This is a genomic window from Mucilaginibacter ginkgonis (assembly GCF_009754905.2).
Taxonomy (GTDB): Bacteria; Bacteroidota; Bacteroidia; order Sphingobacteriales; family Sphingobacteriaceae; genus Mucilaginibacter; species Mucilaginibacter ginkgonis.
The window spans coordinates 1,311,965-1,334,292 of sequence record NZ_CP066775.1; the positions used below are offsets into that span (position 1 = coordinate 1,311,965).

The 22,328-nt window shown below is 44.7% G+C and carries 21 protein-coding genes; 4 read left to right on the top strand and 17 right to left on the bottom strand.

Features of this window, described 5'->3' with window-relative positions:
* Positions 1–122: 122 nt before the first annotated feature.
* From GO620_RS06110 to GO620_RS06125, 4 genes are all read right to left on the bottom strand, one after another.
* Positions 123–737 (bottom strand): nucleotide exchange factor GrpE, encoded by a 615-nt coding sequence (locus GO620_RS06110; RefSeq protein ID WP_244139469.1) that lies wholly within the window; start codon positions 735–737, stop codon positions 123–125.
* Positions 738–908: 171 nt separating this feature from the next.
* Positions 909–1,592 carry a cell division ATP-binding protein FtsE gene (locus GO620_RS06115; protein WP_157523597.1) on the bottom strand — a complete coding sequence of 228 codons (684 nt, stop codon included), beginning with the start codon at positions 1,590–1,592 and terminating at the stop codon, positions 909–911.
* A 1-nt stretch (position 1,593) separates the two neighbouring features.
* Positions 1,594–1,797: a fructose-6-phosphate aldolase gene (locus GO620_RS06120; protein WP_157523598.1), complete on the bottom strand. Its 204-nt coding sequence runs from the start codon at positions 1,795–1,797 to the stop codon at positions 1,594–1,596.
* 19 nt (positions 1,798–1,816) lie between these two features.
* Positions 1,817–2,839 (bottom strand): acyl-CoA reductase, encoded by a 1,023-nt coding sequence (locus GO620_RS06125; protein WP_157523599.1) that lies wholly within the window; start codon positions 2,837–2,839, stop codon positions 1,817–1,819.
* Positions 2,840–2,929: 90 nt separating this feature from the next.
* Between GO620_RS06125 and GO620_RS06130 the strand changes: the two genes are divergently transcribed.
* Together GO620_RS06130 and GO620_RS06135 are read left to right on the top strand one after the other, a co-directional pair.
* Positions 2,930–3,283: a 4Fe-4S dicluster domain-containing protein gene (locus GO620_RS06130; protein WP_157523600.1), complete on the top strand. Its 354-nt coding sequence runs from the start codon at positions 2,930–2,932 to the stop codon at positions 3,281–3,283.
* Positions 3,284–3,422: 139 nt separating this feature from the next.
* Positions 3,423–4,193, top strand: a complete 771-nt coding sequence (locus GO620_RS06135; RefSeq protein ID WP_157523601.1) for a C40 family peptidase — start codon at positions 3,423–3,425, stop codon at positions 4,191–4,193.
* On the opposite strand, the gene GO620_RS06140 is transcribed toward GO620_RS06135, so the two are convergent.
* The 12 genes from GO620_RS06140 to GO620_RS06195 all read right to left on the bottom strand — a co-directional run bounded on the left by GO620_RS06140 (position 4,190) and on the right by GO620_RS06195 (position 15,365).
* Positions 4,190–5,092, bottom strand: coding sequence for a WD40 repeat domain-containing protein (locus GO620_RS06140; protein ID WP_157523602.1), 903 nt, complete (start codon positions 5,090–5,092; stop codon positions 4,190–4,192). The two genes, GO620_RS06135 and GO620_RS06140, sit on opposite strands and share 4 nt — an antisense overlap.
* Positions 5,093–5,098: 6 nt before the next feature.
* Positions 5,099–5,710, bottom strand: coding sequence for a bifunctional phosphoribosyl-AMP cyclohydrolase/phosphoribosyl-ATP diphosphatase HisIE (gene hisIE, locus GO620_RS06145; RefSeq protein WP_157523603.1), 612 nt, complete (start codon positions 5,708–5,710; stop codon positions 5,099–5,101).
* Between the two features lie 8 nt (positions 5,711–5,718).
* Positions 5,719–6,471, bottom strand: a complete 753-nt coding sequence (gene hisF / locus GO620_RS06150) for an imidazole glycerol phosphate synthase subunit HisF (protein WP_157523604.1) — start codon at positions 6,469–6,471, stop codon at positions 5,719–5,721.
* On the bottom strand, positions 6,471–7,220 hold the full coding sequence (locus tag GO620_RS06155) for a 1-(5-phosphoribosyl)-5-[(5-phosphoribosylamino)methylideneamino]imidazole-4-carboxamide isomerase (RefSeq protein ID WP_157523605.1): 750 nt from the start codon (positions 7,218–7,220) through the stop codon (positions 6,471–6,473). Before GO620_RS06155 ends, hisF begins: the two co-directional genes overlap by 1 nt.
* 3 nt (positions 7,221–7,223) lie before the next feature.
* Positions 7,224–7,856, bottom strand: coding sequence for an imidazole glycerol phosphate synthase subunit HisH (hisH, locus tag GO620_RS06160; protein WP_157523606.1), 633 nt, complete (start codon positions 7,854–7,856; stop codon positions 7,224–7,226).
* 103 nt (positions 7,857–7,959) lie between these two features.
* Positions 7,960–9,108, bottom strand: a complete 1,149-nt coding sequence (gene hisB, locus GO620_RS06165; protein ID WP_157523607.1) for a bifunctional histidinol-phosphatase/imidazoleglycerol-phosphate dehydratase HisB — start codon at positions 9,106–9,108, stop codon at positions 7,960–7,962.
* Positions 9,105–10,151, bottom strand: a complete 1,047-nt coding sequence (gene hisC, locus GO620_RS06170; RefSeq protein WP_157523608.1) for a histidinol-phosphate transaminase — start codon at positions 10,149–10,151, stop codon at positions 9,105–9,107. The genes hisB and hisC overlap by 4 nt, the downstream gene beginning before the upstream one ends.
* A gap of 32 nt (positions 10,152–10,183) precedes the next feature.
* Positions 10,184–10,879 (bottom strand): hypothetical protein, encoded by a 696-nt coding sequence (locus GO620_RS06175; protein WP_157523609.1) that lies wholly within the window; start codon positions 10,877–10,879, stop codon positions 10,184–10,186.
* Position 10,880: 1 nt separating this feature from the next.
* Positions 10,881–12,167, bottom strand: coding sequence for a histidinol dehydrogenase (hisD, locus tag GO620_RS06180; protein ID WP_157523610.1), 1,287 nt, complete (start codon positions 12,165–12,167; stop codon positions 10,881–10,883).
* Positions 12,168–12,263: 96 nt separating this feature from the next.
* On the bottom strand, positions 12,264–13,115 hold the full coding sequence (gene hisG, locus GO620_RS06185; RefSeq protein ID WP_157523611.1) for an ATP phosphoribosyltransferase: 852 nt from the start codon (positions 13,113–13,115) through the stop codon (positions 12,264–12,266).
* Positions 13,116–13,317: 202 nt separating this feature from the next.
* Complete coding sequence (locus tag GO620_RS06190; RefSeq protein ID WP_157523612.1) at positions 13,318–14,829, bottom strand: hypothetical protein; 1,512 nt, start codon at positions 14,827–14,829, stop codon at positions 13,318–13,320.
* A 2-nt stretch (positions 14,830–14,831) separates the two neighbouring features.
* Complete coding sequence (locus GO620_RS06195) at positions 14,832–15,365, bottom strand: D-glycero-alpha-D-manno-heptose-1,7-bisphosphate 7-phosphatase (protein ID WP_244139470.1); 534 nt, start codon at positions 15,363–15,365, stop codon at positions 14,832–14,834.
* A 188-nt stretch (positions 15,366–15,553) separates the two neighbouring features.
* Between GO620_RS06195 and gltB the strand changes: the two genes are divergently transcribed.
* Complete coding sequence (gene gltB, locus GO620_RS06200) at positions 15,554–20,080, top strand: glutamate synthase large subunit (protein WP_157523613.1); 4,527 nt, start codon at positions 15,554–15,556, stop codon at positions 20,078–20,080.
* A gap of 2 nt (positions 20,081–20,082) precedes the next feature.
* Positions 20,083–21,561, top strand: coding sequence for a glutamate synthase subunit beta (locus tag GO620_RS06205; protein ID WP_157523614.1), 1,479 nt, complete (start codon positions 20,083–20,085; stop codon positions 21,559–21,561).
* 104 nt (positions 21,562–21,665) lie between these two features.
* On the opposite strand, the gene GO620_RS06210 is transcribed toward GO620_RS06205, so the two are convergent.
* Complete coding sequence (locus GO620_RS06210; RefSeq protein WP_157523615.1) at positions 21,666–22,328, bottom strand: YdeI/OmpD-associated family protein; 663 nt, start codon at positions 22,326–22,328, stop codon at positions 21,666–21,668.

Genomic DNA, 22,328 nt, shown 5'->3' on the forward strand with positions numbered 1-22,328 from the left:
GCGAAGGATAGAATGATAGAATTAAAAAGCTATCATCGCTACATCAGTCATCTTTTCCAGTATCTTTAAATGATAAATAGTGAAAATTCTATCATTCACTAATTCAATCATTCTTTCATTTTCTACGCTCCAACAACAACTTTGGCAAAGCGTATCACCTTTTCGTTTAAGTAATAACCTTTTTCTAACTCATCCACAACTTTACCTTTAAGGTCGTCAGAAGGGGCGGGGATGCTGGTTATCGCCTCGTGGATATCAGCGTCAAAAGGTACACCCTTGGCCTCCATCTCTGTAAGGCCTTTTGCAGCTAAAGCTTTCTTTAATTTATTTTGAATAAGCGCCACACCTTCTTTAACCGGGATGATGTCTGTCGCGGTATCCATTGCTTTTATAGCGCGCTCAAAATCATCCAATACCGGCAATAAAGCTGTAATGGTATCCTTGCCGGCATTAAGCCTTTCATCCGCACGCTCTTTGTTGGTACGGCGACGGAAATTGTCAAACTCGGCATACAGGCGCAGGTATTTGTCATTCGCGCTAACCAGGTCGGCTTTCAATTTATCTTCGGCAGACAATCCCTCAGTTTCCGGTTGCTCATCAGCAACAGGTGCTTGCGGATCAACGTTCAACTCTTCTTCTGCCGGGTTTTGTTCGTATTCGTTATTTTCTGTATTCACTGTATTTTTATTTGATGCCTTACCGGCTTTGTTGCGGTTAAGCATGTCCTTAAAATTCATGGTAATTGTTGCTAATCAAGTTTCCTGCCACCGGGTAAATCTTGCCACGTTGGCAGAGTTAGAAAAGTTGCAGTGGCAGCGTGGCAGTAGTAATATGCCATCTGGCAACTATAAGGTAGTAGTGTCAGTTCAGGAAACTGGTCTTATTACGATTGCTATTAAAAACTCCCACTAATTAAACTGAACATCCTCCAATACTTTACCGTTTTCGCATTTGATGATACGCGATGGAAAAGCACGTATGATATGGTAATCATGTGTGGCAATCAGCACAGCGGTGCCTGACTGGCTGATCTGTTTCAGCAGCATTACGATCTCTTCGGATGTATCAGGGTCCAGGTTACCCGTAGGTTCGTCAGCCAGGATGATTTCAGGGTCATTGATCAATGCACGGGCAATAACCACGCGCTGCTGTTCACCGCCCGAAAGCTCATGAGGCATCTTTTTTAATTTAGAACGAACGCCCACTTTTTCCAACACGTCGAGCGTGCGCTTGGCAATTTCTGCCTTGTCTTTCCAGCCGGTGGCTTTCATCACAAACTCCAGGTTTTGCTCAACGGTACGGTCTGTCAGTAACTGAAAATCCTGGAAAACTATACCCAGTTTGCGGCGCAGAAACGGCACCTCCTTTGATGGTAAATTCTTCAACTGATAGCCGCCCGCGTGCGCGTCGCCGGCAGAAACAGGCAGGTCACCGTAGATCACTTTAAGCAAGCTGCTTTTACCAGAGCCGGTCTGACCGATCAGCCAAACAAAATCGCCTTTGTCTATATGCAGGTCGACGTTTGAAAGCACCAGGTGCTTTTGCTGAAAAATATCGACGCCCTGTAGTTTTATAATAGAATTTCCAATCATCTTACAATTCGAGTTTTAATATGCGGCCAAATGGCAGTTCATTCACCAGGCTCATGATCTGCTCGGCCTTGTCAGCCAAACCTATCTTGTCCAACGATTTCTCGGGCCTGTCTACCCTAAAGTAGGCCAGCAAAGTGAACTTGTCGTCGCGCAATTGTACATAATCAGGTATTTTGGCTACGCCTTTTACTTTAATGATGTACATGCCCAAAGATATTGTTATTTTAAAGACTGCACAAGAATTGCATGGTGTCTACACCGTCTGCATAGTCCCATAAACGCGGTGCCTGGCTGTTACCAAAGTCGACCACCTGGTTGCTAATTCCACCTGCAACTTTACCCACAACACACTGGATCTGGTCTTCCTGTTCCCGAAGGATGGTTATCGCATCGTCAAGGGTTTCATAATACCTAAAATAAACCACCGCAAGGGGCGAGGCTATACGTTCATCTTCTTTTAACAGCAAAAAGCCATTATCGAGATGTTTGTCGCGGTTCACCAGGTAAATGGCTTTATTGTAGTCGTAATTATTGTTGTATTTACTGTGCATAGCAACAGTCTCAAATTGTTGTATCCCCTCAAAAAAGGAATCGAATTTATAATCTTTAGGCACCAACAAGGCAGATACGTTGCGGCACCCCAGACCAAAGTAGTCGAATATGTCATGACCAAGCGCTGCAAAATCTTCGGCGGCTTCAAAACCCGTAAGTAAAGCCACACTGTTGCGGTTTTTACGGATGATATTCGGCACTTTGCCGAAGTAATAATCAAAATACCTGCTGGTGTTGTTACTGCCGGTGGCTATCACGGCGTCGAAACCGGTTAACCGGTCAGTATAAATGACACGATCTTTTAGTAACGGTGCGATCTCAAATAATAACTGAAGAACATATTTAATTAGGCGGTCGTCTTGCGATGATGGTTTGATTAGCGCGGTGTTGCCGCTGGCCAATACGCACAAGATATCGTGAAACCCTACCAGCGGAATGTTTCCTGCCAGGATGAGGCCAACTTTTTTAGGTACGTGGTCTTTTATATCGAAACTGTGTAACCATTGCTGCAAGTCTGCTTCATTGAGCATTTTGCCTGTTGCTGTGATTGCATGCTCAACGTTTTCTGTCGTAAACCAAGGATTACGAAAAGCCTCGTTTTGAATAAGCGACGACAAGTTATCATCGGGCAATAAAAGCCTGTTACCCAACTGGCTGAAGGCTTGTACGAGGTAATTTTTATCTGTGGCTGACATTACGGCGAAGTATGTTGAAACCCTTAACGGGCTTTTTTGTTATATTTGCGGCTGCAAAGGTAACTGAGAATATAAGACTTTAAGAATAATATGGCGATTAAAATCACCGATGAATGTATAAACTGCGGAGCTTGCGAACCCGAGTGCCCTAACAATGCCATCTATGATGCTGGTGCTACATGGCGCTTTTCTGACGGCACCGGTTTAAGGGGTGTGATAGACTTTGGCGATGGCAATACCCTTGATGCCGGCGAGACACAGGCTGCGTTAAGCGACGATATTTACTACATAGTTCCGGACAAATGTACAGAGTGTGTTGGCTTCCATGACGAACCGCAGTGTGCTGCTGTTTGCCCTGTTGACTGCTGCGTAGACGACGAAGATATTCGCGAAAGCAAGGAAGAACTGCTGGCCAAGAAAGATTGGCTGCACATGGGCGAGTAATAGCCTCACCTCAGCCGTCTCCGAAAGAGAGGGAGTTGATATTTAAAGGGAACACAATTTGTGTTCCCTTTTTTGTTTCTCGAGGTTTGCCTTTGTCCTGCTTCTTGTCCGTTACTTCTTGTTTCTATAACTTAGCCCTATGGAATACGGCATTTGCACATTACCTATTATCCCGATGCGGGCGGCCCCTTCAGAGAAAAGCGAAATGGTTTCGCAACTGCTCTTTGGTGAAATTTACCAGCTAATTCCGCATACAGAAGGTGAGCAGAAGAACTGGGTGTACGTGAGTGCTCTGCACGATGGGTACGAGGGCTGGATCAGCCGCAACCAGGTAACTTTAGCTGATACCGTTGCTTATGATAGTTACCAAAATAGCAATGTGCTTACAACAAAGCCGGTTAGCGCCCTGGTAAAACAGAGCGATGGCTCGTTGATCTATATCCCTTTTGGCAGTTCTCTGTCCGGGCTTAATGAAAATAAATTAGCATTGGCGACTGAGCAGTATGATGTTAGTAACGTTGACGCTAACAAAGGCGATGTCTTATCGCTAGCGCAAACATTCTTAAACACACCTTACCTTTGGGGTGGCCGAACACACTTTGGCATAGACTGCTCGGGATTGGTGCAGGCTGTTTTCCGTCAGCAAGGGATCAACCTTAAAAGAGATGCTTACCTGCAAGCCGAAGAAGGCTCAACAGTTGATTTTTTAGCCGAAGTTAAGCCCGGTGATGTTGCATTTTTTGACAATGATGAGGGGCGCATCACCCACGTGGGCATCCTGATGAGCCAGGATAAGATCATACATTCATCGGGGCGTGTTAAGATCGAGCATATCGACACGCAGGGCATCTATTCTGAAGAGTTTAAGAAGTATACGCACAAGCTGCGCATTATTAAACGTTTTGCTTAAAAGCCGATATCCCAAACTTTTACCAATTTGTCGTCGCCTACAGAGATGAGCTGATCGCCGTTCCATGCAAGTTTATTGACCGATAAATGGTGACTTGGATATCCTTTTTCGCGGCTGATGATCTTGTATAGTTTAAAATCGTCGCTGCCCCATATCTTAATGCTTTTATCCATACTGGCGCTGGCAAAATATGGCCGGGTTGGATGTTGCATTATGTGATTTATCGCAAAGAGGTGCGCAGGAATATTTTTAACCGGCTCAAAAGTATTCACATCCCAAATCTTGATTTGCGCATCGCGTGCCCCCGAAAGAATGTACTGGCCTGTATTATTAAATTCTGTTGTAAAAACCGCCATGGTGTGACCCGTTAATTCCGCCACAGATGAATAATCTTCGGTGTGGTAAATACGTACAATATTGTCGCGGCAGCCTAAAGCCATAAGTTTATTATCAGGTGAAATAGCGATTGAGCGCACCGTATCCGCAGAAACTTTTAATACGTGCAGCAGATTTAGCTTGTTAATATCCCAGATGGAAACGGTGCCATCTTCGGATGCGATCAGCAATTCTTTCTTGTGGGCAAGGTATTTAATATCAAATACTGATTTGGTGTGATGCCTCAATTGCATAACTACCTTTTGTTCAATAAAGTTGAAAACTAGAACTTCGCCGCTGCGAAGCCCGGTAATCATTAGTGGCAAACCTTCGGGGCAGCAAATAGCATAGACAGACGCCCGCACCGGGAACATCACTTTAATAAATTGTTGCTTAGCTAAGCTCCATTCTACCAGTCCTTTGTCATTGCCTGCAGTAAATAAGATGCCTGGCTTTTGTGAAAGTGACGCAGCAAATATCGGGTTCTGATGCCCGCTAAGCTCAAAGGCTAATTTGGCTTCCATTTAAGATCAGTGCCCGCTTTTGGGTGCCTTTACAGCGTGGCGTGCCTCAAGGTTCTTAGCAATGGTCTCTAAGGTTAAACCCTTTTCGCGCAGGAGCATTAATAGGTGAAAAACCAAATCTGAGGACTCATTGATCAAGTCGGTATCAGTTTCTGCCAGCGCAGCTATAACCGTCTCTACCGCCTCTTCGCCCACTTTTTGCGCAACTTTATTTAAGCCTTTGCCGTGCAGCTTATTCACATAGGAGCCTTCAACCGGGTTGTCAAAGCGGTCGGCAATAATGTGTTCTAATTTCAGGATAAAGTTTTGGTTATAACCGGTATTAAAACAGCTGCGCGACCCTGTATGGCAGGTTGGCCCATCGGGTTTTACTTTGATCAAAAGGCTGTCGTTATCGCAATCAATATCAATGCTTTGCACATGCAAAAAATTACCACTTGTTTCACCCTTTGTCCACAGGCGGTTCTTAGTACGCGAAAAGAACGTGACCTTATGCTCTTTAACCGTTTGATCATATGCTTCGGCGTTCATATAGCCCACCATCAGCACTTCTAAGGTTTGCGCGTCTTGTATAACGGTTGGCACAAGTCCGCCGGCTTTATTAAAGTCTATTTGCATTGAAATTATTATCTAACATTAATGTTGTGTTGGCTAAGCGTGGTCTTTAAGTCAGGTATCAATATTTCGCCGTAGTGAAACACAGAAGCAGCCAACGCCGCGTCCACATTCGTTTTCTCAAACACATCTACAAAGTGTTGCACGGTGCCTGCACCACCGGAAGCAATAACCGGAATATTTACCGCGTCATTAACCACCTTTAGCAGATTATTATCAAACCCTGCTTTTGTGCCATCGTGATCCATAGAAGTAAGCAGGATTTCGCCCGCACCACGATTCTCAGCTTCTCTAATCCAGCTTAAAGTTTCTTTATCTGTGGGCACGCGGCCGCCGTTTAGATGAACAATATTGCTGTTACCGTCGTGTCGGGTATCAACCGCTACAACTACAAATTGCACCCCAAATGCTTTTGCCAGATCATCTATCAATTGCGGGTTGCGTACTGCTGCAGAATTGATCGAAATCTTATCCGCCCCCGCATTTAATAGCGCGTCTGCATCTGCGATCTCGTTGATGCCTCCGCCAATGGTAAACGGAATGTTTATTTGCCTGGCAACGGCTTTAACCAAATCGACCATTGTTTTGCGGCGCTCGTGGGTCGCGGTTATATCCAGAAATACCAGTTCGTCGGCACCCTGATGCGAATAGTTCCATGCCAGTTCAACGGGGTCGCCGGCATCGCGCAAGTCAACAAAGTTTACACCTTTAACAGTGCGGCCATCCTTTACATCAAGGCAGGGAATGATTCGTTTGGCAAGCATTATATAGATACCAAAGCCTGCAAGTTCCAGTTTTTCACTTCTTCTATGGTGATCCGGTTTTCGTAAATGGCTTTTCCAACCACACAGCTTTCCACCCTAATTTTGTTTAATTGTTCTATGTCTTTCATAGAACTCACACCGCCGGACGCGATCAGTTTTATAAAAGGGGAGTGGTCGAGCAATTTCTCGTAAAGTTCAATCCCGGCACCACCCAATTTCCCGTCTTTGTCAATATCGGTGCATAAGAATCTAAAAAAGCCTAAAGACAAGCATTTATCTACATAATCGATCAATTTAACGGGCGAACTTTCCATCCAGCCCGAATATTTGATCACTTCGTCTAACACATCAATAGCGATAACTACCTGGTTTGCCTGTTTCTCTTTCACACACAGCGCCTCACTCAACTCACCTAAAAAAGCGGGGTTTGTAATGGCTTGAGTGCCGACAATAACCCTGTGGACGCCGGCGCCGATCAACTCTTTAACTTTTTCGATTGTCCGCACGCCGCCACCGTATTGTACCTTCATATCTGTTTTTTTGATGATATTAAACAGATATTCCTGGTTGCTGAAATCGCCTTTGGCGCCGTTAAGATCTATGATGTGGATAAAGTTGGTGCCGTGCGATTGATACCGCTCTATCATTTCTTCAAGCGTGACATCGTAATTGGTGATTTGGTTATAGTCGCCCTCGCGCAGGCGCACCACTTTTTTATCTAATATATCTATTGCCGGAATGATGTACATAGGTTAAAGTTTTGAAAAGTTTTTTAACAGCATTTCACCGTACTCGCCCGATTTTTCGGGGTGAAATTGAACGCCATAAAAATTGTTATACCAAATTGATGCCGAAAATTTATCGATGTAATTTGTTGATGCTAAAGTATATGCATCTGTATGTTCTATAAAATATGAATGCACGTAATAAAAATGTGTACCGTTGGGTATGCCTGCAAACAGTGGATTGTCTTGTTGCTGCGAAACGTTGTTCCATCCCGTGTGAGGTACTTTGTAACCTTCGGTGTCTTTAAATTTCAAAGTTTTAACAGGGATGATGTTTAAAAGATCGGCGTCACCTTCTTCTGAGTGGGCAGTAAGCAATTGCATGCCAACACATACACCCAAAGTTGGCTTGGTGAGCGATTTAATTTTAGGCACTAATCCTGTTTGTTGAAGCTTTGCCATGGCAGCACCTGCGTGACCTACACCAGGAATTATATAGCGATCAAACTGATCAAAATCTTCCTCGCGGTTAATCATGCCATAGCTGATGCCCAGCCTGTCTAACGCAGAAGTAAGCGAGAAGATATTACCGGCGCCGTAATTGATAATACCTATGCCGCCAGAGGCGGAATCCTTATTATGGTTTCTAATATTTTCCATATCCATCTTGTCATTGCGAGCCGCTTGCGGCGGGGCAATCTCATAGGACAATTTTATGCTGAGATTGCTTCGTGCCTCGCAATGACAAATTTGTTTAGACTTTCTAAAGTAAGCCCTTTGTACTCGGTACTACCATATTATTCGCGTCACGACGTACGGCCATTTTAATGGCTTTGGCGAATGCTTTGAATATTGCCTCTATTTTATGGTGTTCGTTTTGTCCTTCGGCTTTGATATTAAGGTTGCACTTAGCCGCATCGCTAAACGACTTAAAGAAATGATAAAACATTTCTGTCGGCACATCGCCCACTTTTTCGCGTTTAAAATCAGCGTCCCAAACCAGCCAGCTGCGACCGCCAAAATCTATCGCAACCTGCGCCAGGCAATCGTCCATTGGCAGGCAAAAACCATAACGCTCAATACCACGCTTATCTCCTAACGCAGTAGCGAATACTTCGCCTAAAGCAATTGCTGTATCTTCTATAGTGTGGTGCTCATCTATATGCAAGTCACCTTTGGCGTCAATTTCCAGATCAATACTGCCGTGACGTGCGATCTGATCCAGCATGTGATCAAAGAAATGCAGCCCGGTTTTTGCCTTTGCCTCGCCGGTGCCATCGAAATTTATCTTGATATAGATGTCAGTTTCTTTAGTGGTGCGACGGCGTTCGGCTACCCTTTCACCCAGCTTAAGAAATTCGTATATCTTTTGCCAGTCGGTAGTTTCCAGGGCTACAGTTTGCTTAATGGCCGCATTTTCTTCAGCAGAAAATTCGGCATTGCCTAGGCCACTATTGTTATTTAGCCAAATGGCTTTACAGGCTAAATTTTTTGCCAGCAACACATCGTTTTTACGGTCGCCAATAACAAAAGAATTGGCCAGGTCATATTTTGCATCGTCAAAATACTCGGTCAACATTCCCGTGCCCGGCTTGCGTGTAGGGGCGTTATCTTTTGGGAAAGTGCGGTCTATATGAACGGCGGAAAATACAGCGCCTTCATTTGCAAACGTTTTGATGACCAGGTTTTGCACCGGCCAAAAGTTTTCATCCGGGTGGCTTATGGTTCCCAAACCGTCCTGGTTGCTTACCATCACCATTTCGAAATCCAGTTCCTGAGCGATGCGTGGCAAGTATTGCAGGGCTTTATTGTAAAACTCCAGCTTGTGAAAAGAATCGATCTGCTGGTCTGCGCTTTCTTTTATCAGCGTACCGTCCCGGTCAATAAATAATATTTTCTTTAAGCCGCTCATCTATACTGCTGTAAAGTTTCTAATAATTTTTTGTTTTCATCGGGCGTACCTATTGTTATTCGCAGCGAACCTTCACAAAGCTCCACACTAGTACGGTTACGAACAATGATACCATGCTCCACTAAAAACCGGTAAATGCCGTTAGGGTCTGTAGTTTTAACCAAGATAAAATTGGCATCAGACGGGTAGATGTCCACTACAAATTCGAGGTTTTTCAGTTGAAGAACAAGATTATCCCGTTGCGCTAAAGTTTCTTTGATCCAAAGGTTTACGAGATCAGTATTCTGTAAGGCCTGCAATGCCAGCTGCTGCGAAGCTTCATTGATGTTGTAGGGCGGTTTAACCTTATTCATCACTTCGACGATCTCTTGACTAGCAAATGCCATACCTACACGCAAGGCGGCCAGGCCCCATGCTTTTGATAATGTTTGCAATACTACCAGATTGGCGTATTCTGTCAGTTCCTGAATAAAGGTCTTCTGCCGACTGAAATTGATATATGCCTCATCGACGACCACAATGCCATTAAAGTTTGCGAGGAGGGTTTCGATATCATCGCGATTTATGGAATTACCTGTAGGATTATTTGGCGAGCAAATGAAAATCAGTTTGGTATGTTCATCAATAACCTCGGCTATACCTTCCAGGTTAAGCTGGTATTCTTCAGTAAGGTGCACTTTCTTGGTGGCAACGTCATTAATATTTGCCGACACTTCATACATTCCGTAAGTCGGTGGTACCAGTATCACGTTATCAATGCCGGGATTACAAAACGCACGAAAAAGAATGTCGATGGCCTCATCGCTGCCGTTTCCTAAAAAGATGTTTCGTGCAGGAACACCTTTGATCTCGCTTAAACGCAGCTTTACTTTATGCTGCAGCGGATCGGGGTAGCGGTTATATTGCTGCTCTAACGGCGAACCGTAGGCATTTTCGTTAGCATCCAGAAAAACGCTGGCCTCGCCTTTGAACTCGTCGCGTGCGGATGAGTAAGGCACCAGGTTTTTTATGTTTGGGCGAAGAATTTTATTTATGTCGAACATGATAAATTACCAATATTGAAAGTCGCAGGACGTTAATTGTATGGCTTAAAATCGACGGAGAACTTTTTAATTTTGTCGTCGCCACCGTAATAATATATAGTGTCGTTTTTTAGATAGGGATCGAGAAAATAACCGCTATCATCAGTTCCCATATCATCATCATACAAATAAATACTTTTGGTTTGCCTGGTTGCAAGATCCAGCTTTGATGCAAAAATTTTTTCCTTGCCAATAGAATCACTTTTAGTATGTTGCCAGTAGTAAATATTGCCGTTAATAACGCTTGGGGATGAAAAATAATTGTCGAAATTTGGAGCAATATCCTTTAATCTTTTTTTGATATTTTTATCTGTAATGACATAATCGGACAGATTTAAAAACAAAAAATTTTTCCGCTTATCTGACGCCTCAAAATCATACTTGGACATCGTTAACAATTCATAAAAGAAAATGCCCGGTGCTACTCTTTCTATGCCATACCCCAAAGATATCGTGTCTACTATGTTTTGACGATTTCTTACGATCGCGTACGTTCCGCCCATCGGCCCATTTTCAAATTCTCCTGTATCAATAACTAAATAACCTTCAGCCAAATAATATGGCTTGAAGGTCTTTAATTTGCCCCGTTGTGGTTTTATGTTTCTCGGAACCTTAGATAAATTTTTGGATGGTTGCCTGTTACAGGATAAAATAATCAAACATGAAAATATAACCACGATGCTTTTCATATTAACTGTTTAACCTCACACTCACCGCATTCTTATGCGCATCTAGTCCCTCCAGTTCCGCAAGCAGTTCAACCGCCGGACCAATGTTAATAATGCCTTCTTTATTGATATATTGAAAGGTGATCTTCTTTAAAAACGAGTCGACCGATACACCCGAGTAGGCTTTTGCATAAGCACTGGTTGGCAAGGTATGGTTGGTGCCCGATGCATAGTCACCAACACTTTCGGGCGACAGGTTACCTAAAAACACCGAGCCTGCGTTTATGATCTTATCAGTTATTTGCTGCCAGTTTTCAGTCGCCAGTATCAAATGCTCCGGCGCGTATAGATTGCTGAAGTCTATAGCCTGGCTCAAATCATCGACCTGGATAGCATACGAATTAGCGATAGCCTTTGCGGCTATCTCAGCACGCGGAAGCGTGCTAATCTGCTTTTCTACTTCGGCAATTGCATTATCAATAATTTGCTGAGAAGTTGCCACCAAAACGGCTTGACTGTCGGGTCCGTGCTCACATTGTGCAAGCAGGTCTGCAGCGATAAAAATCGGGTTTGAGGTTTCATCGGCGATTACTAAAACTTCGGATGGCCCTGCCGGCATGTCAATGGCCGCAAGCGTGGTTGACTGGATGATGGTCTTGGCCTTTGTAACAAACTGGTTTCCGGGGCCAAATATCTTATCAACTTTCGAGATACTTTCAGTTCCGTAAGCCATAGCAGCGACAGCCTGGGCGCCGCCAACTAAATAAATCTTGTCGATCCCTAAAAGTGTAGAAACAAAAGCAATGAAGGCGTTTATCTTACCATCCTTTTGCGGCGGCGAGCAAACCACAATTTCACGGCAACCCGCAATACGCGCCGGAATGCCGAGCATCAGCAGGGTAGAAGGCAGCACCGCCGAGCCACCCGGCACGTACAAACCAACCTTTTCGATTGGACGGTTTTCGCGCCAGCAAATAACGCCGGGCATGGTCACAACCTTCTCTTCAGCCTTTAATTGGGTTTGGTGAAATTTGTAAATATTATCGTAAGCAAGCTTTAGTGCGTCTTTTTGTTCTGTGGAAACCGTCGAAGCCAGTTCAGCTATCTCGCTACCATCCAGGTACAGTTTATCAAGATCCACCTTATCAAATTGCGCGGCGTAGCTATACAAAGCAGCATCACCGTTGTCGCGTACGTTTGCAATGATATCTTCAACAACCTGGCGGATCTCGTTAGCCGGATCAACATTACGTTGAACCAATGTTGTGATATCTGTTTTGCTTAAGTCGCTGTATTTGTATGTTTTCATTATTAACAATCATGTCATTGCGAGGAGCGAAGCGACGCGGCAATCTCAAAGGACAATTTTATGCTGGGATTGCTTCGTGCCTCGCAATGACAAAAATTACAATATTATCTTCTCTATCGGCATTACTACAATTCCCTGCGCACCGGCTTGTTTTAAACCGGTAATCCGTTCCCAAAAATCGCGTTCGGGGATAACGGTATGCACTGCTACCCAGTTTGCTTCTGCCAAGGGAACAACCGTCGGGCTTTTTACGCCCGGAAGCAGGTCTAAAACTTTATCAAGATTGTCGCGATTGATATTCAGCACTACATATTTAGTTTCCTTCGCCCTCAATACTGATTGTACGCGCTGTATCAATTCCTGAATCAGCAATTCATTTTCAGAACCTTTGCGGCCTATCAATACCGCTTCCGACGACATTACATCCGCAAATGGCTTTAATCCGTTGCTTTTAAGTGTCCCGCCAGTCGAAACCAAGTCGCAAATCGCATCGCTCAAACCTAATCCCGGTGATATTTCTACAGAGCCCGAAATGGTGCGTATATCAGCGCTAATGCTGTTATCCTTTAAAAATTTGTCAAGGATAACAGGATAAGTGGTAGCAATGGAGCGACCCTCCAGTTGCTTAATATCCTCAATATCGCTGTTATTGGTAATGGCTATCTTTAATGAGCATTTCCCAAAACCCAGTTTTTGCAGGTAAGCAACCTCGACTTCGGTTTCCTGGATCACGTTTTCGCCTACGATGCCTAAATCGGCAATACCATCCTGCACATATTCAGGAATGTCGTCATCGCGAAGAAAGAGAATTTCTAAAGGGAAATTTGATACAGGTGATATCAGCGAACTTTTGTAATTCTCGAAGTTGAGCCCGCAATTTTTTAGCAGTTCAACAGATTTCTCGTTAAGCCGACCCGATTTTTGGATCGCTATTTTTAATGTTTTCAAGATTGGAAGATTATTAAGCTATAAAATAAATAAAGGATACACGTTTCGCGTAGAAACAACACAATTAATTCAACACCACATGGTGGTGATGATGCAGATGCAATTGGTGTGTATATAAATCCTTCATTTTATAGCAAACTTGTGGTGAGCTGCCGCAAATATATACAGTAATTCGTTAAATCAAAATGATGTTTCAGGCTTGTTACCTTTCGGGCACATCATACTGATAAATATCGCCATCATTAAAGTGCATTACGAGCTTTAAGTTTTGTTTTTGACGAATATCTTTCAGGCCAATCAATTCGGGGTTTGCCAAATCTTTAAACCAAATAAGGTAGTAATGGGGCAACTGGTAAAACTGATCGATGTCGTTATCAAAGTAAACATGCGGAAGCAATTTAACAGTGCGCTCGCCGGTAAAGAAATAAACCGCTTCGTACGCGTCGGAATAGATCGGCACATCAGTTTTAAAGAACTGACGGTGGCTTTTTAAATAATTGATCATTCCCGATTCTTTCCAGCTATCGTCTGTGTAGCCCGGCATACCATAATCGTATTGATCATCATAACGCTGGTAATCTATTTGGTACAATCTAAACTCTGTCCATAAAATGATGGCTATCAGCGGTAAATATAACGCCCATTTTAAAAGTGGCTTCCATGAAACAGGTACGCTTATTATCCACCAGGTGAGTGCGATAAATAGTGAAATATACATCGGTGATAGCAAGCGGTTATTGATCTGCTCGTATCTTGAAAATGTGGATGACACGACGATAAACAAACCATAAACAACAGCGAATGCTGTTGCCAGCGTAACTAATTTGTTAGCTTTTCTTTTTATCAGCAGATAAATTAGCAGAGCAAACAGAATTATGAAAACGGCGGCTGCAGTAATGATATTTGCCGGTTTCAATAGTTCCGGGAGTGTTAACCAGTTTGCTATGGTCGCTCCGAAATAGGAGAGGTTATCTGCGAAACCGGTTATTGATTTTTCGCGCGGGCCGGTACTGTTACCGCTTAAAATGCGGTTGCGCACTAGATTCGCAATAAGTAAACTGCAGGAAATTATTGAGTAAATGATGATGGCTTTCCAGCGCTTTCTAAGCGGTATCGCGTCGTCAAATAAAAGTATCAATCCACCCGTGGCGATCACCGTTACTCCGGCATATCTGATCACCGCGCTTATTGCCGCAACGAAAGCGGCCAGTATTAAAGCGCTAACTGTACGCTTGTCAAGGTAATTGTTAAAGGCAAAAAAGAACACCAATATCCAAACCGTAAAAAGCGTTTCTGACCATAAATAGGTATAAACCTGCAGCAGCGCCTGGCTTAACAATATTGCAGCCAGCATAAGCCATTTGTAAATGATCGCCTTTGGCGCGTATGCCTGAATGATGATGCCGCTTAAAAGTATCAGCGTGCCGAATAAGATACCATCCAGCGCTGTACCGGTCATTATAGGGTCGACGCCGGTAATGAGGTAGATAATCCCTAAAAATATCGGGTAACCCAGCGGGAAATCTACTATAGGCTGGTTGTTAAAAAAGTTGAGCGTACCGTGGTCATGGATGTTTCGCGCCGTACTGATATACATAATCGCATCGGGCGATACGCCCACACCGCTATGGCGTGTAAACAGGTAGACAACAACAAAACCTATGATCGCAGCAATAGAAGAGTCGATATGTTTTACGAAGCTGGGTGCCAACATCGCTATAAGATTTGATCCGCTATTGAACTGATTGGCTGATCGCTATCTATCAAAATACCCTTAACACCAGCTTTGGTGCCTGCTTCCACATCGCGTTCGCGGTCGCCGATAAAGTAGGATATGGCAGGGTCTATGTCGTACTTATCTATCGCCTTTAACAGCATTCCGGGCTTTGGTTTACGGCAGTCACAATCGCCGGTAAAATCCGGGTGGTGCGGGCAATAAAATATATCCGTGAACTCAATACCTTTTTCTTGATAGCTCTGTCTTAAATGAGCATGCATTTCGGCCAGCTGATCTTCGTTGTACCAACCTTTAGCCAGCCCACCCTGATTGGTTGCTACGATAAGCATGTAACCGCGATCCTGAAAATCTTTCAATACTTCAAAATTGTCGAGGATGTGAAAATCTTCCACACGGCAAACGTAATCGCCCATTTCGCGGTTCAGAACGCCATCTCTGTCTAAAAATACTGCTTTGTTTGTGCCGGGCATGTAGTTTGAAGTTTCTGCAAAATTACATTTTAACAATTGCATCATTAAAAAGATTGAATACGATTGTAAGATTTGTAATTATCAAGTCATTAAATTTCCATATCCTTACAATCCAAGTATTCGTTCTTTTAATTTTTAAGGATATTTTAAAAATAAGTAGGTAATTTTTATTAAAATATCAATTCACTAACTTCGGATTACAGACCTATTCAAAAACGGTTTTTTGACTCATGGCATTAACTGACGAACATCAGCAGGGATTATACCGCCCCGAATTTGAGCACGACTCTTGCGGCACTGGCTTTATCGCCAATATCAATGGTATAAGGTCAAACGAGATAGTCCGTGATGCGCTAACGATGCTTGAAAATATGGAGCACCGTGGCGCCTGCGGTTGCGACCCTGAAACAGGCGATGGGGCTGGCATCCTTATCCAGCTTCCGCACGAGTTTCTGATGGAAGAATGTTTCAACCTGGAGATGAGTTTGCCACAAGCGGGCAACTATGGAGTAGGTATGGTATTTTTCCCCAGGGATAATGCTGACAAAGCAGCTTGCCGCGAAATAATTGCACAAGCCGCAAAGAAACTTGGTATGCCGGTTTTAGGTTACCGCCCGCTGCCGGTAGATAACAGCAGTGTGGGCGAAACAGCCCGCCAGGCAGAGCCTGATGTGGAACAGCTATTTATATCGAAGCCTAAGTCAATAACCACTCCTGAAGAATTTGAGCGTAAGCTTTTCGTACTGCGCCGCTATATTAATAAGACAGCAAGCGAAACAATTGGTACATCTGCAGACCAATTCTATTTTACGTCGCTGTCGAGCAAAACAATTATTTATAAAGGTCAGCTTACCACTTACCAGCTGCGTAAATATTACAGCGACCTGAACGACCCGCGGGTGGTATCGGGCTTTGCAATGATACATTCACGGTTCTCAACCAACACATTTCCATCTTGGAAACTAGCGCAGCCATTCAGGTTAATAGCTCACAATGGCGAGATCAATACGCTCACAGGTAACTTAAACTGGTTTTACGCGGGCGTTAAGTCGCTAACATCGGCCTACTTTTCGCCAGAGGAAATGGAAATGCTGCTGCCGCTGATAGACAATAACCAGTCGGACTCTGCATGCCTTGATAATATCATCGAAATCCTGCTGCATTCCGGCCGCTCGTTACCTCATGTAATGATGATGCTCATACCCGAAGCGTGGGATGGCAACGAGCAGATGGACCCCATCAAAAAGGCGTTTTATGAATATCATGCTACGCTGATGGAGCCTTGGGACGGCCCGGCCGCCATTACATTTACAGATGGTAAACTGATAGGGGCGCTACTTGATCGTAACGGACTTAGGCCTTTACGTTACGCGGTCACAAACGACCAGCGCATCATTGCTGCGTCAGAGGCCGGGGTTTTAGAGATAGACGAAAGTACGGTGATCAGCAAAGGCCGCTTACAGCCGGGTAAAATGCTTTTGGTTGATACAGAACAAGGCCGCATTATTACCGACGAAGAGATCAAGATGCAGGTTGCATCACAGCAGCCTTATGATCGCTGGCTGGAGAATTACCAGATAAGGTTGGAAGAACTTGCCGAGCCGCGTTTAGCTTTCGCCAGCCTCTCGCCCGATTCTGTTTTCCGTTATCAGCAGGTATTTGGTTATAGCCGCGAAGATATCGACGTGATCATTAAACCAATGGCGCTCGATGCTAAAGAACCTATCGGCTCTATGGGCACAGATGTGCCGCTGGCAGTATTGTCAGACAAGCCGCAGCACCTGTCAAGTTATTTCAAACAATTTTTTGCTCAGGTAACTAATCCGCCGATAGATCCTATTCGTGAGCGGTTGGTAATGAGCCTGGCTACCTTTATTGGTAACAATGGCAACCTGCTCGACGAGGACAAGATGCACTGTCACAGTGTAAAATTAAAGCAGCCCATTTTGACCAATTATGAGTTGGAGAAACTGCGCAGTATAGATACAGGAGTGTTTCATGCCAAAACCCTGCAAACTTATTTTAAGGCAGACGGCAAACCCGGTTCGATAGAAAAAGCTTTGGAAAGGCTTTGCCGCTACGCAGAAGATGCTGTTGCTGACGGTTTTGAAGTACTGATTTTGTCAGACCGTGCAATAGATTCCGAGCATGCGCCAATACCAACCTTGCTTGCAACATCTGCCGTGCATCACCATCTCATCAAACTGGGTAACCGTGGCGCGGTAGGTTTGGTTGTTGAAGCTGGTGATGCCTGGGAAGTCCATCATTTCGCTGCTTTGCTGGCATTCGGCGCAAGCGCTATCAATCCGTACCTGGCGCTATCGACCATCGAGAACTTGAAGATAAGCGGCAATTTAGAAACGGATCTAAAAACAGATGCCTTATTTAAAAATTATGTAAAATCTATATGTGATGGTCTGTTAAAAATATTTTCTAAAATGGGTATTTCAACCTTACAGTCTTATCACGGCTCGCAAGTATTTGAGATACTGGGTATTAACCAGGAAGTTGTCAGCAAATATTTTTGCGGGGCGGTTACACGTATTGGAGGGCTTGGGCTTGATGAGATCGCCAAAGAAGCATTGGGCAAACACCGTATGGGCTTTAACCACTCAAAAGGCGAAACACGCTTACTGCAGGAGGGTGGCATCTACCAATGGAAACGCCGCGGCGAACAGCACCTGTTTAATCCGCAAACTGTGCATTTGTTGCAGCACGCTACCCGTACCAATGACTTCGAGGTTTATAAAAACTATGCCCGCCTTGTAAACGAGCAAACTGAAAAGCACTTCACCATCAGAGGGCTGTTAGACTTCACTTATCACCGCCAGGCAATTTCCATCGATGAGGTGGAACCTGCCGAAAGCATCATGAAGCGTTTTGCGACGGGCGCCATGTCTTTCGGATCGATATCACACGAAGCACATAGCACCCTGGCCATTGCCATGAATCGTATTGGCGGCAAAAGCAATACCGGCGAAGGGGGCGAGGATGAAATGCGCTACAAAGTGTCAGAAAATGGCGATTCTATGCGCTCTGCTATAAAGCAAGTAGCATCAGCAAGGTTTGGTGTAACATCAAATTACCTGACCAATGCCGATGAATTGCAAATTAAGATGGCACAAGGTGCCAAGCCTGGCGAGGGCGGCCAATTGCCCGGTCATAAGGTTGATGAGTGGATTGCCAAAACGCGCCACTCAACCCCGGGTGTTGGTTTGATATCGCCCCCGCCACACCACGATATTTATTCGATCGAAGATCTGGCGCAATTGATATTCGACCTTAAGAATGCTAACCGAGCCGCACGTATTAACGTTAAGCTGGTTTCTAAAGCAGGTGTAGGTACTATTGCGGCGGGTGTGGCAAAAGCACACGCGGACGTGATCCTGATAGCGGGTTACGACGGCGGTACAGGTGCATCGCCCATAAGCTCTATCAAACATGCCGGTTTGCCCTGGGAACTCGGCCTGGCAGAAGCGCATCAGACTTTAGTCCGCAATCAACTTCGCAGCCGCGTAGTTTTACAAGCCGACGGCCAAATGAAGACAGGTCGCGACTTAGTAATTGCTGCCTTAATGGGTGCCGAAGAATGGGGTGTGGCCACTGCTGCACTTGTGGTAGGTGGCTGCATCATGATGCGTAAATGCCATTTAAATACCTGCCCTGTAGGTGTGGCCACGCAAGACCCCGAATTGAGGAAGCTATTCAGCGGTAAGCCGGAGCATATTGTAAACCTGTTTAAGTTTTTGGCCGAGGATATGCGCGAGATCATGGCAAGCCTTGGTTTCCGTACAATAAATGAGATGGTTGGCCGCGTGCAGTTTCTCCGTGCAAAGGACGATATTCATAACTGGAAAGCGAAGACAGTGGACCTTTCGGCGATTTTGCACCCTATGCAAAACGTAAAAGGCAATACGCTTTATAACAGTGAACAGCAAGACCACGGAATGGATGCGATCATTGACTGGCAGTTATTAGACAAAGCGCAACACGCTTTGGAAGATAAAACGCCTGTTTTCCATACGTTCGAATTAAAAAATACCGACCGTACTTTAGGTACGCTACTATCAAACGAAATATCTAAAAAATATGGCTCCGCCGGATTACCGGACAATACCATCAATTACAAATTCAAAGGATCCGCGGGGCAGAGTTTCGGCGCATTTGCAGCCAAAGGCATTTCCTTTGAACTGGAGGGCGAGGCAAATGATTACGTAGGCAAAGGCCTGTCGGGGGCGCAACTGGCAATCTATCCGCCGGCATCTGCAACGTATCAGCCCGAAAATAATATTATCATCGGTAACGTAGCCATGTATGGTGCTACCAGCGGCGAGCTATTTGTGCGCGGTTGCGCAGGAGAGCGTTTCGCCGTACGTAATTCTGGCGCCACAGCTGTTGTAGAAGGCGTAGGCGACCACGGATGTGAATACATGACGGGTGGTTTCGCGCTTATTTTAGGCGACGCAGGCCGCAACTTTGCTGCCGGCATGAGTGGCGGCATTGCCTGGATATATGACCCGCAGCACCGGTTTGCAGCAAATTGCAATCAGGAGATGGTTGATCTGGATAAACTCACGCCTAAAGATGAAGACCGTATCATCACGTTATTAAAAAAGCACCATAGCCTTACAGGTAGTGAAGTGGCTAAGCATCTTTTAGCCAACTGGACAATCGCTACTAATAGTTTTGTAAAAGTATTCCCTAAAGAATACAAGAAGGTTTTGTTAGAAAAGAAATATCACAGCATAAGCGAATAATTATGGGAAAGCCAACCGGATTTCAGGAATTTAACAGAGAACTGCCCGCTAAAAGACCGCCTGCTGAAAGGGTGAAAGACTATAAAGAATTTGTAGGTATGTATTCGCCCGAAAAGCTGAACCAGCAGTCTGCAAGATGTATGGACTGCGGTATCCCGTTTTGCCATTCGGGCTGCCCGTTAGGCAATATCATACCCGAGTTTAACGATGCGGTATACAATAAACAATGGGAAGAAGCATATGAGATCCTATCATCTACAAACAACTTTCCTGAATTTACTGGCCGCATTTGCCCGGCACCATGCGAATCTGCCTGTGTTTTAGGAATCAATAAACCCGCGATCACTATTGAAGAAATTGAGAAGCACATTATCGAAATAGCTTATCAAAAAAACTTAGTGAAACCAATGGCCCCGCTTATCAAAAGCGGAAAGAGAGTAGCTGTGGTAGGGTCGGGGCCGGCAGGATTGGCTGCGGCCGCTCAGTTGAGTAAAGCAGGGCATGAGATTACGGTTTATGAACGTGATGACCGCCCCGGAGGCTTGCTGCGTTATGGCATTCCAGATTTTAAGCTACAGAAGGACGTTGTCGACCGCCGTTTAAAAGTGATGGAGGCCGAGGGCATTCAATTCATTTGCAATACAGAGGTAGGTGAAGACATCGACGCGCAGCAATTGGTTGAAGATTTCGACGCCATCGTCTTAGCCGGCGGGTCAACCATTCCACGTGACCTTAATATCCCCGGGCGGGAACTGAAAGGTATCCATTTCGCCATGGATTTTCTGAAACAGCAAAACAAACGCGTGAGTAACATTGCTGTCGCAGGCGAAGATATTACGGCAAAAGATAAAGATGTAGTAGTGATAGGTGGCGGCGATACCGGTTCTGACTGCGTGGGTACATCAAACCGCCAGGGTGCAAAGTCTATTCTGCAGTTTGAGTTTATGCCGCAGCCGCCACAACAACGCACAGGTGCTATGCCATGGCCAAGCTACCCTATGTTACTGAAAACAACCAGTTCGCATGAAGAAGGCTGCACACGCCACTTTGGTATCAACACTAAAGAATTTTTAGGCGATGAAGTCGGGAACCTGCGTGCATTGAAAGTGACAGATGTGAGTTGGGAGACGGACTTTTTAGGCCGCCCAACCAAGTTTAGCGAGGTTGAGGGCTCTGACCGCGAGATACCTTGCCAGCGTGTTTTCCTGGCAATGGGTTTCCTAAATCCGCAATATGATGGTATGCTGCAGCAGTTGAGCGTAGAGTTAGATGAGCGCAAAAACGTAAAAGCCAAAGAAGGCATTTACAGCACCAGCGTAGATAAGGTTTTTGCTTGCGGTGATATGCGCAGAGGGCAATCGCTGGTGGTTTGGGCTATTTCAGAAGGTCGTGAGGCTGCCCGCAAGGTTGACGAGTTTCTGATGGGGCACACGCTTTTAGAAAGTAAAGAAGCCGTTAATTTTTACGAGCAGGCTTTTTAAGATTACTCTTATGTCATTCCGAGCCTGGGAGGAATCTTATGCGTAAATGCATTGCTGAATAAGATTCTTCACTTCGTTCAGAATGACATTCTTTAGAATGATAGTTACTTGTCGTTAGGATTTTTCTTTTTATTCTGCAGCATGGTGAACATCTTTTCCAGTCTTGCCAAACGCGTTTTTTCTTGCTTCGCCTCTAATATCCAAACAACATATTCCTTTTTATGCGAATAGGCGAGTCCCTCGAAATAAGATAATGCTGCGGGATCGTCTTTGAGCATTTCTAAAGCATCTTCGGGCAGGCGCACTGTTTTTGTGTCGACGTCGATATATTCAGAGAATTTATTCTTACCTCTTATTTCTTCGTTACATGATTCAGATGCTTTTACTTGCAACTTTGGTTTGAAACGTAACGCCGTCCATGTTTCATTTACAGATACAGCCGATACACCATCCAACCCATATTTACCCAACTCTTCCCAAGGCCCCATCATCTCCAGGTCGGTTTTAACGCCCGAGCTTTTTTTAGGATAAGTTATCCAGAAGATGGTGTCGGGTTTAAGCAGAAGATGTGCTGTTTTTAATTCTTCGACAAGCTCGGCGCTGTTTTTCACAAACAGTTGTACACCGTTTGGTTGCGCCGTGAGAGCGTCACTCAAATTAACGCCGTCGGGCAGTGGATCAAGCAATGACTGGTATCCTTCAGGCGCATTGATCAGTAACCAGGTTGTTCCGGGTTTTATTTGTAATTTTTTGGCGAGTGCGTTCAT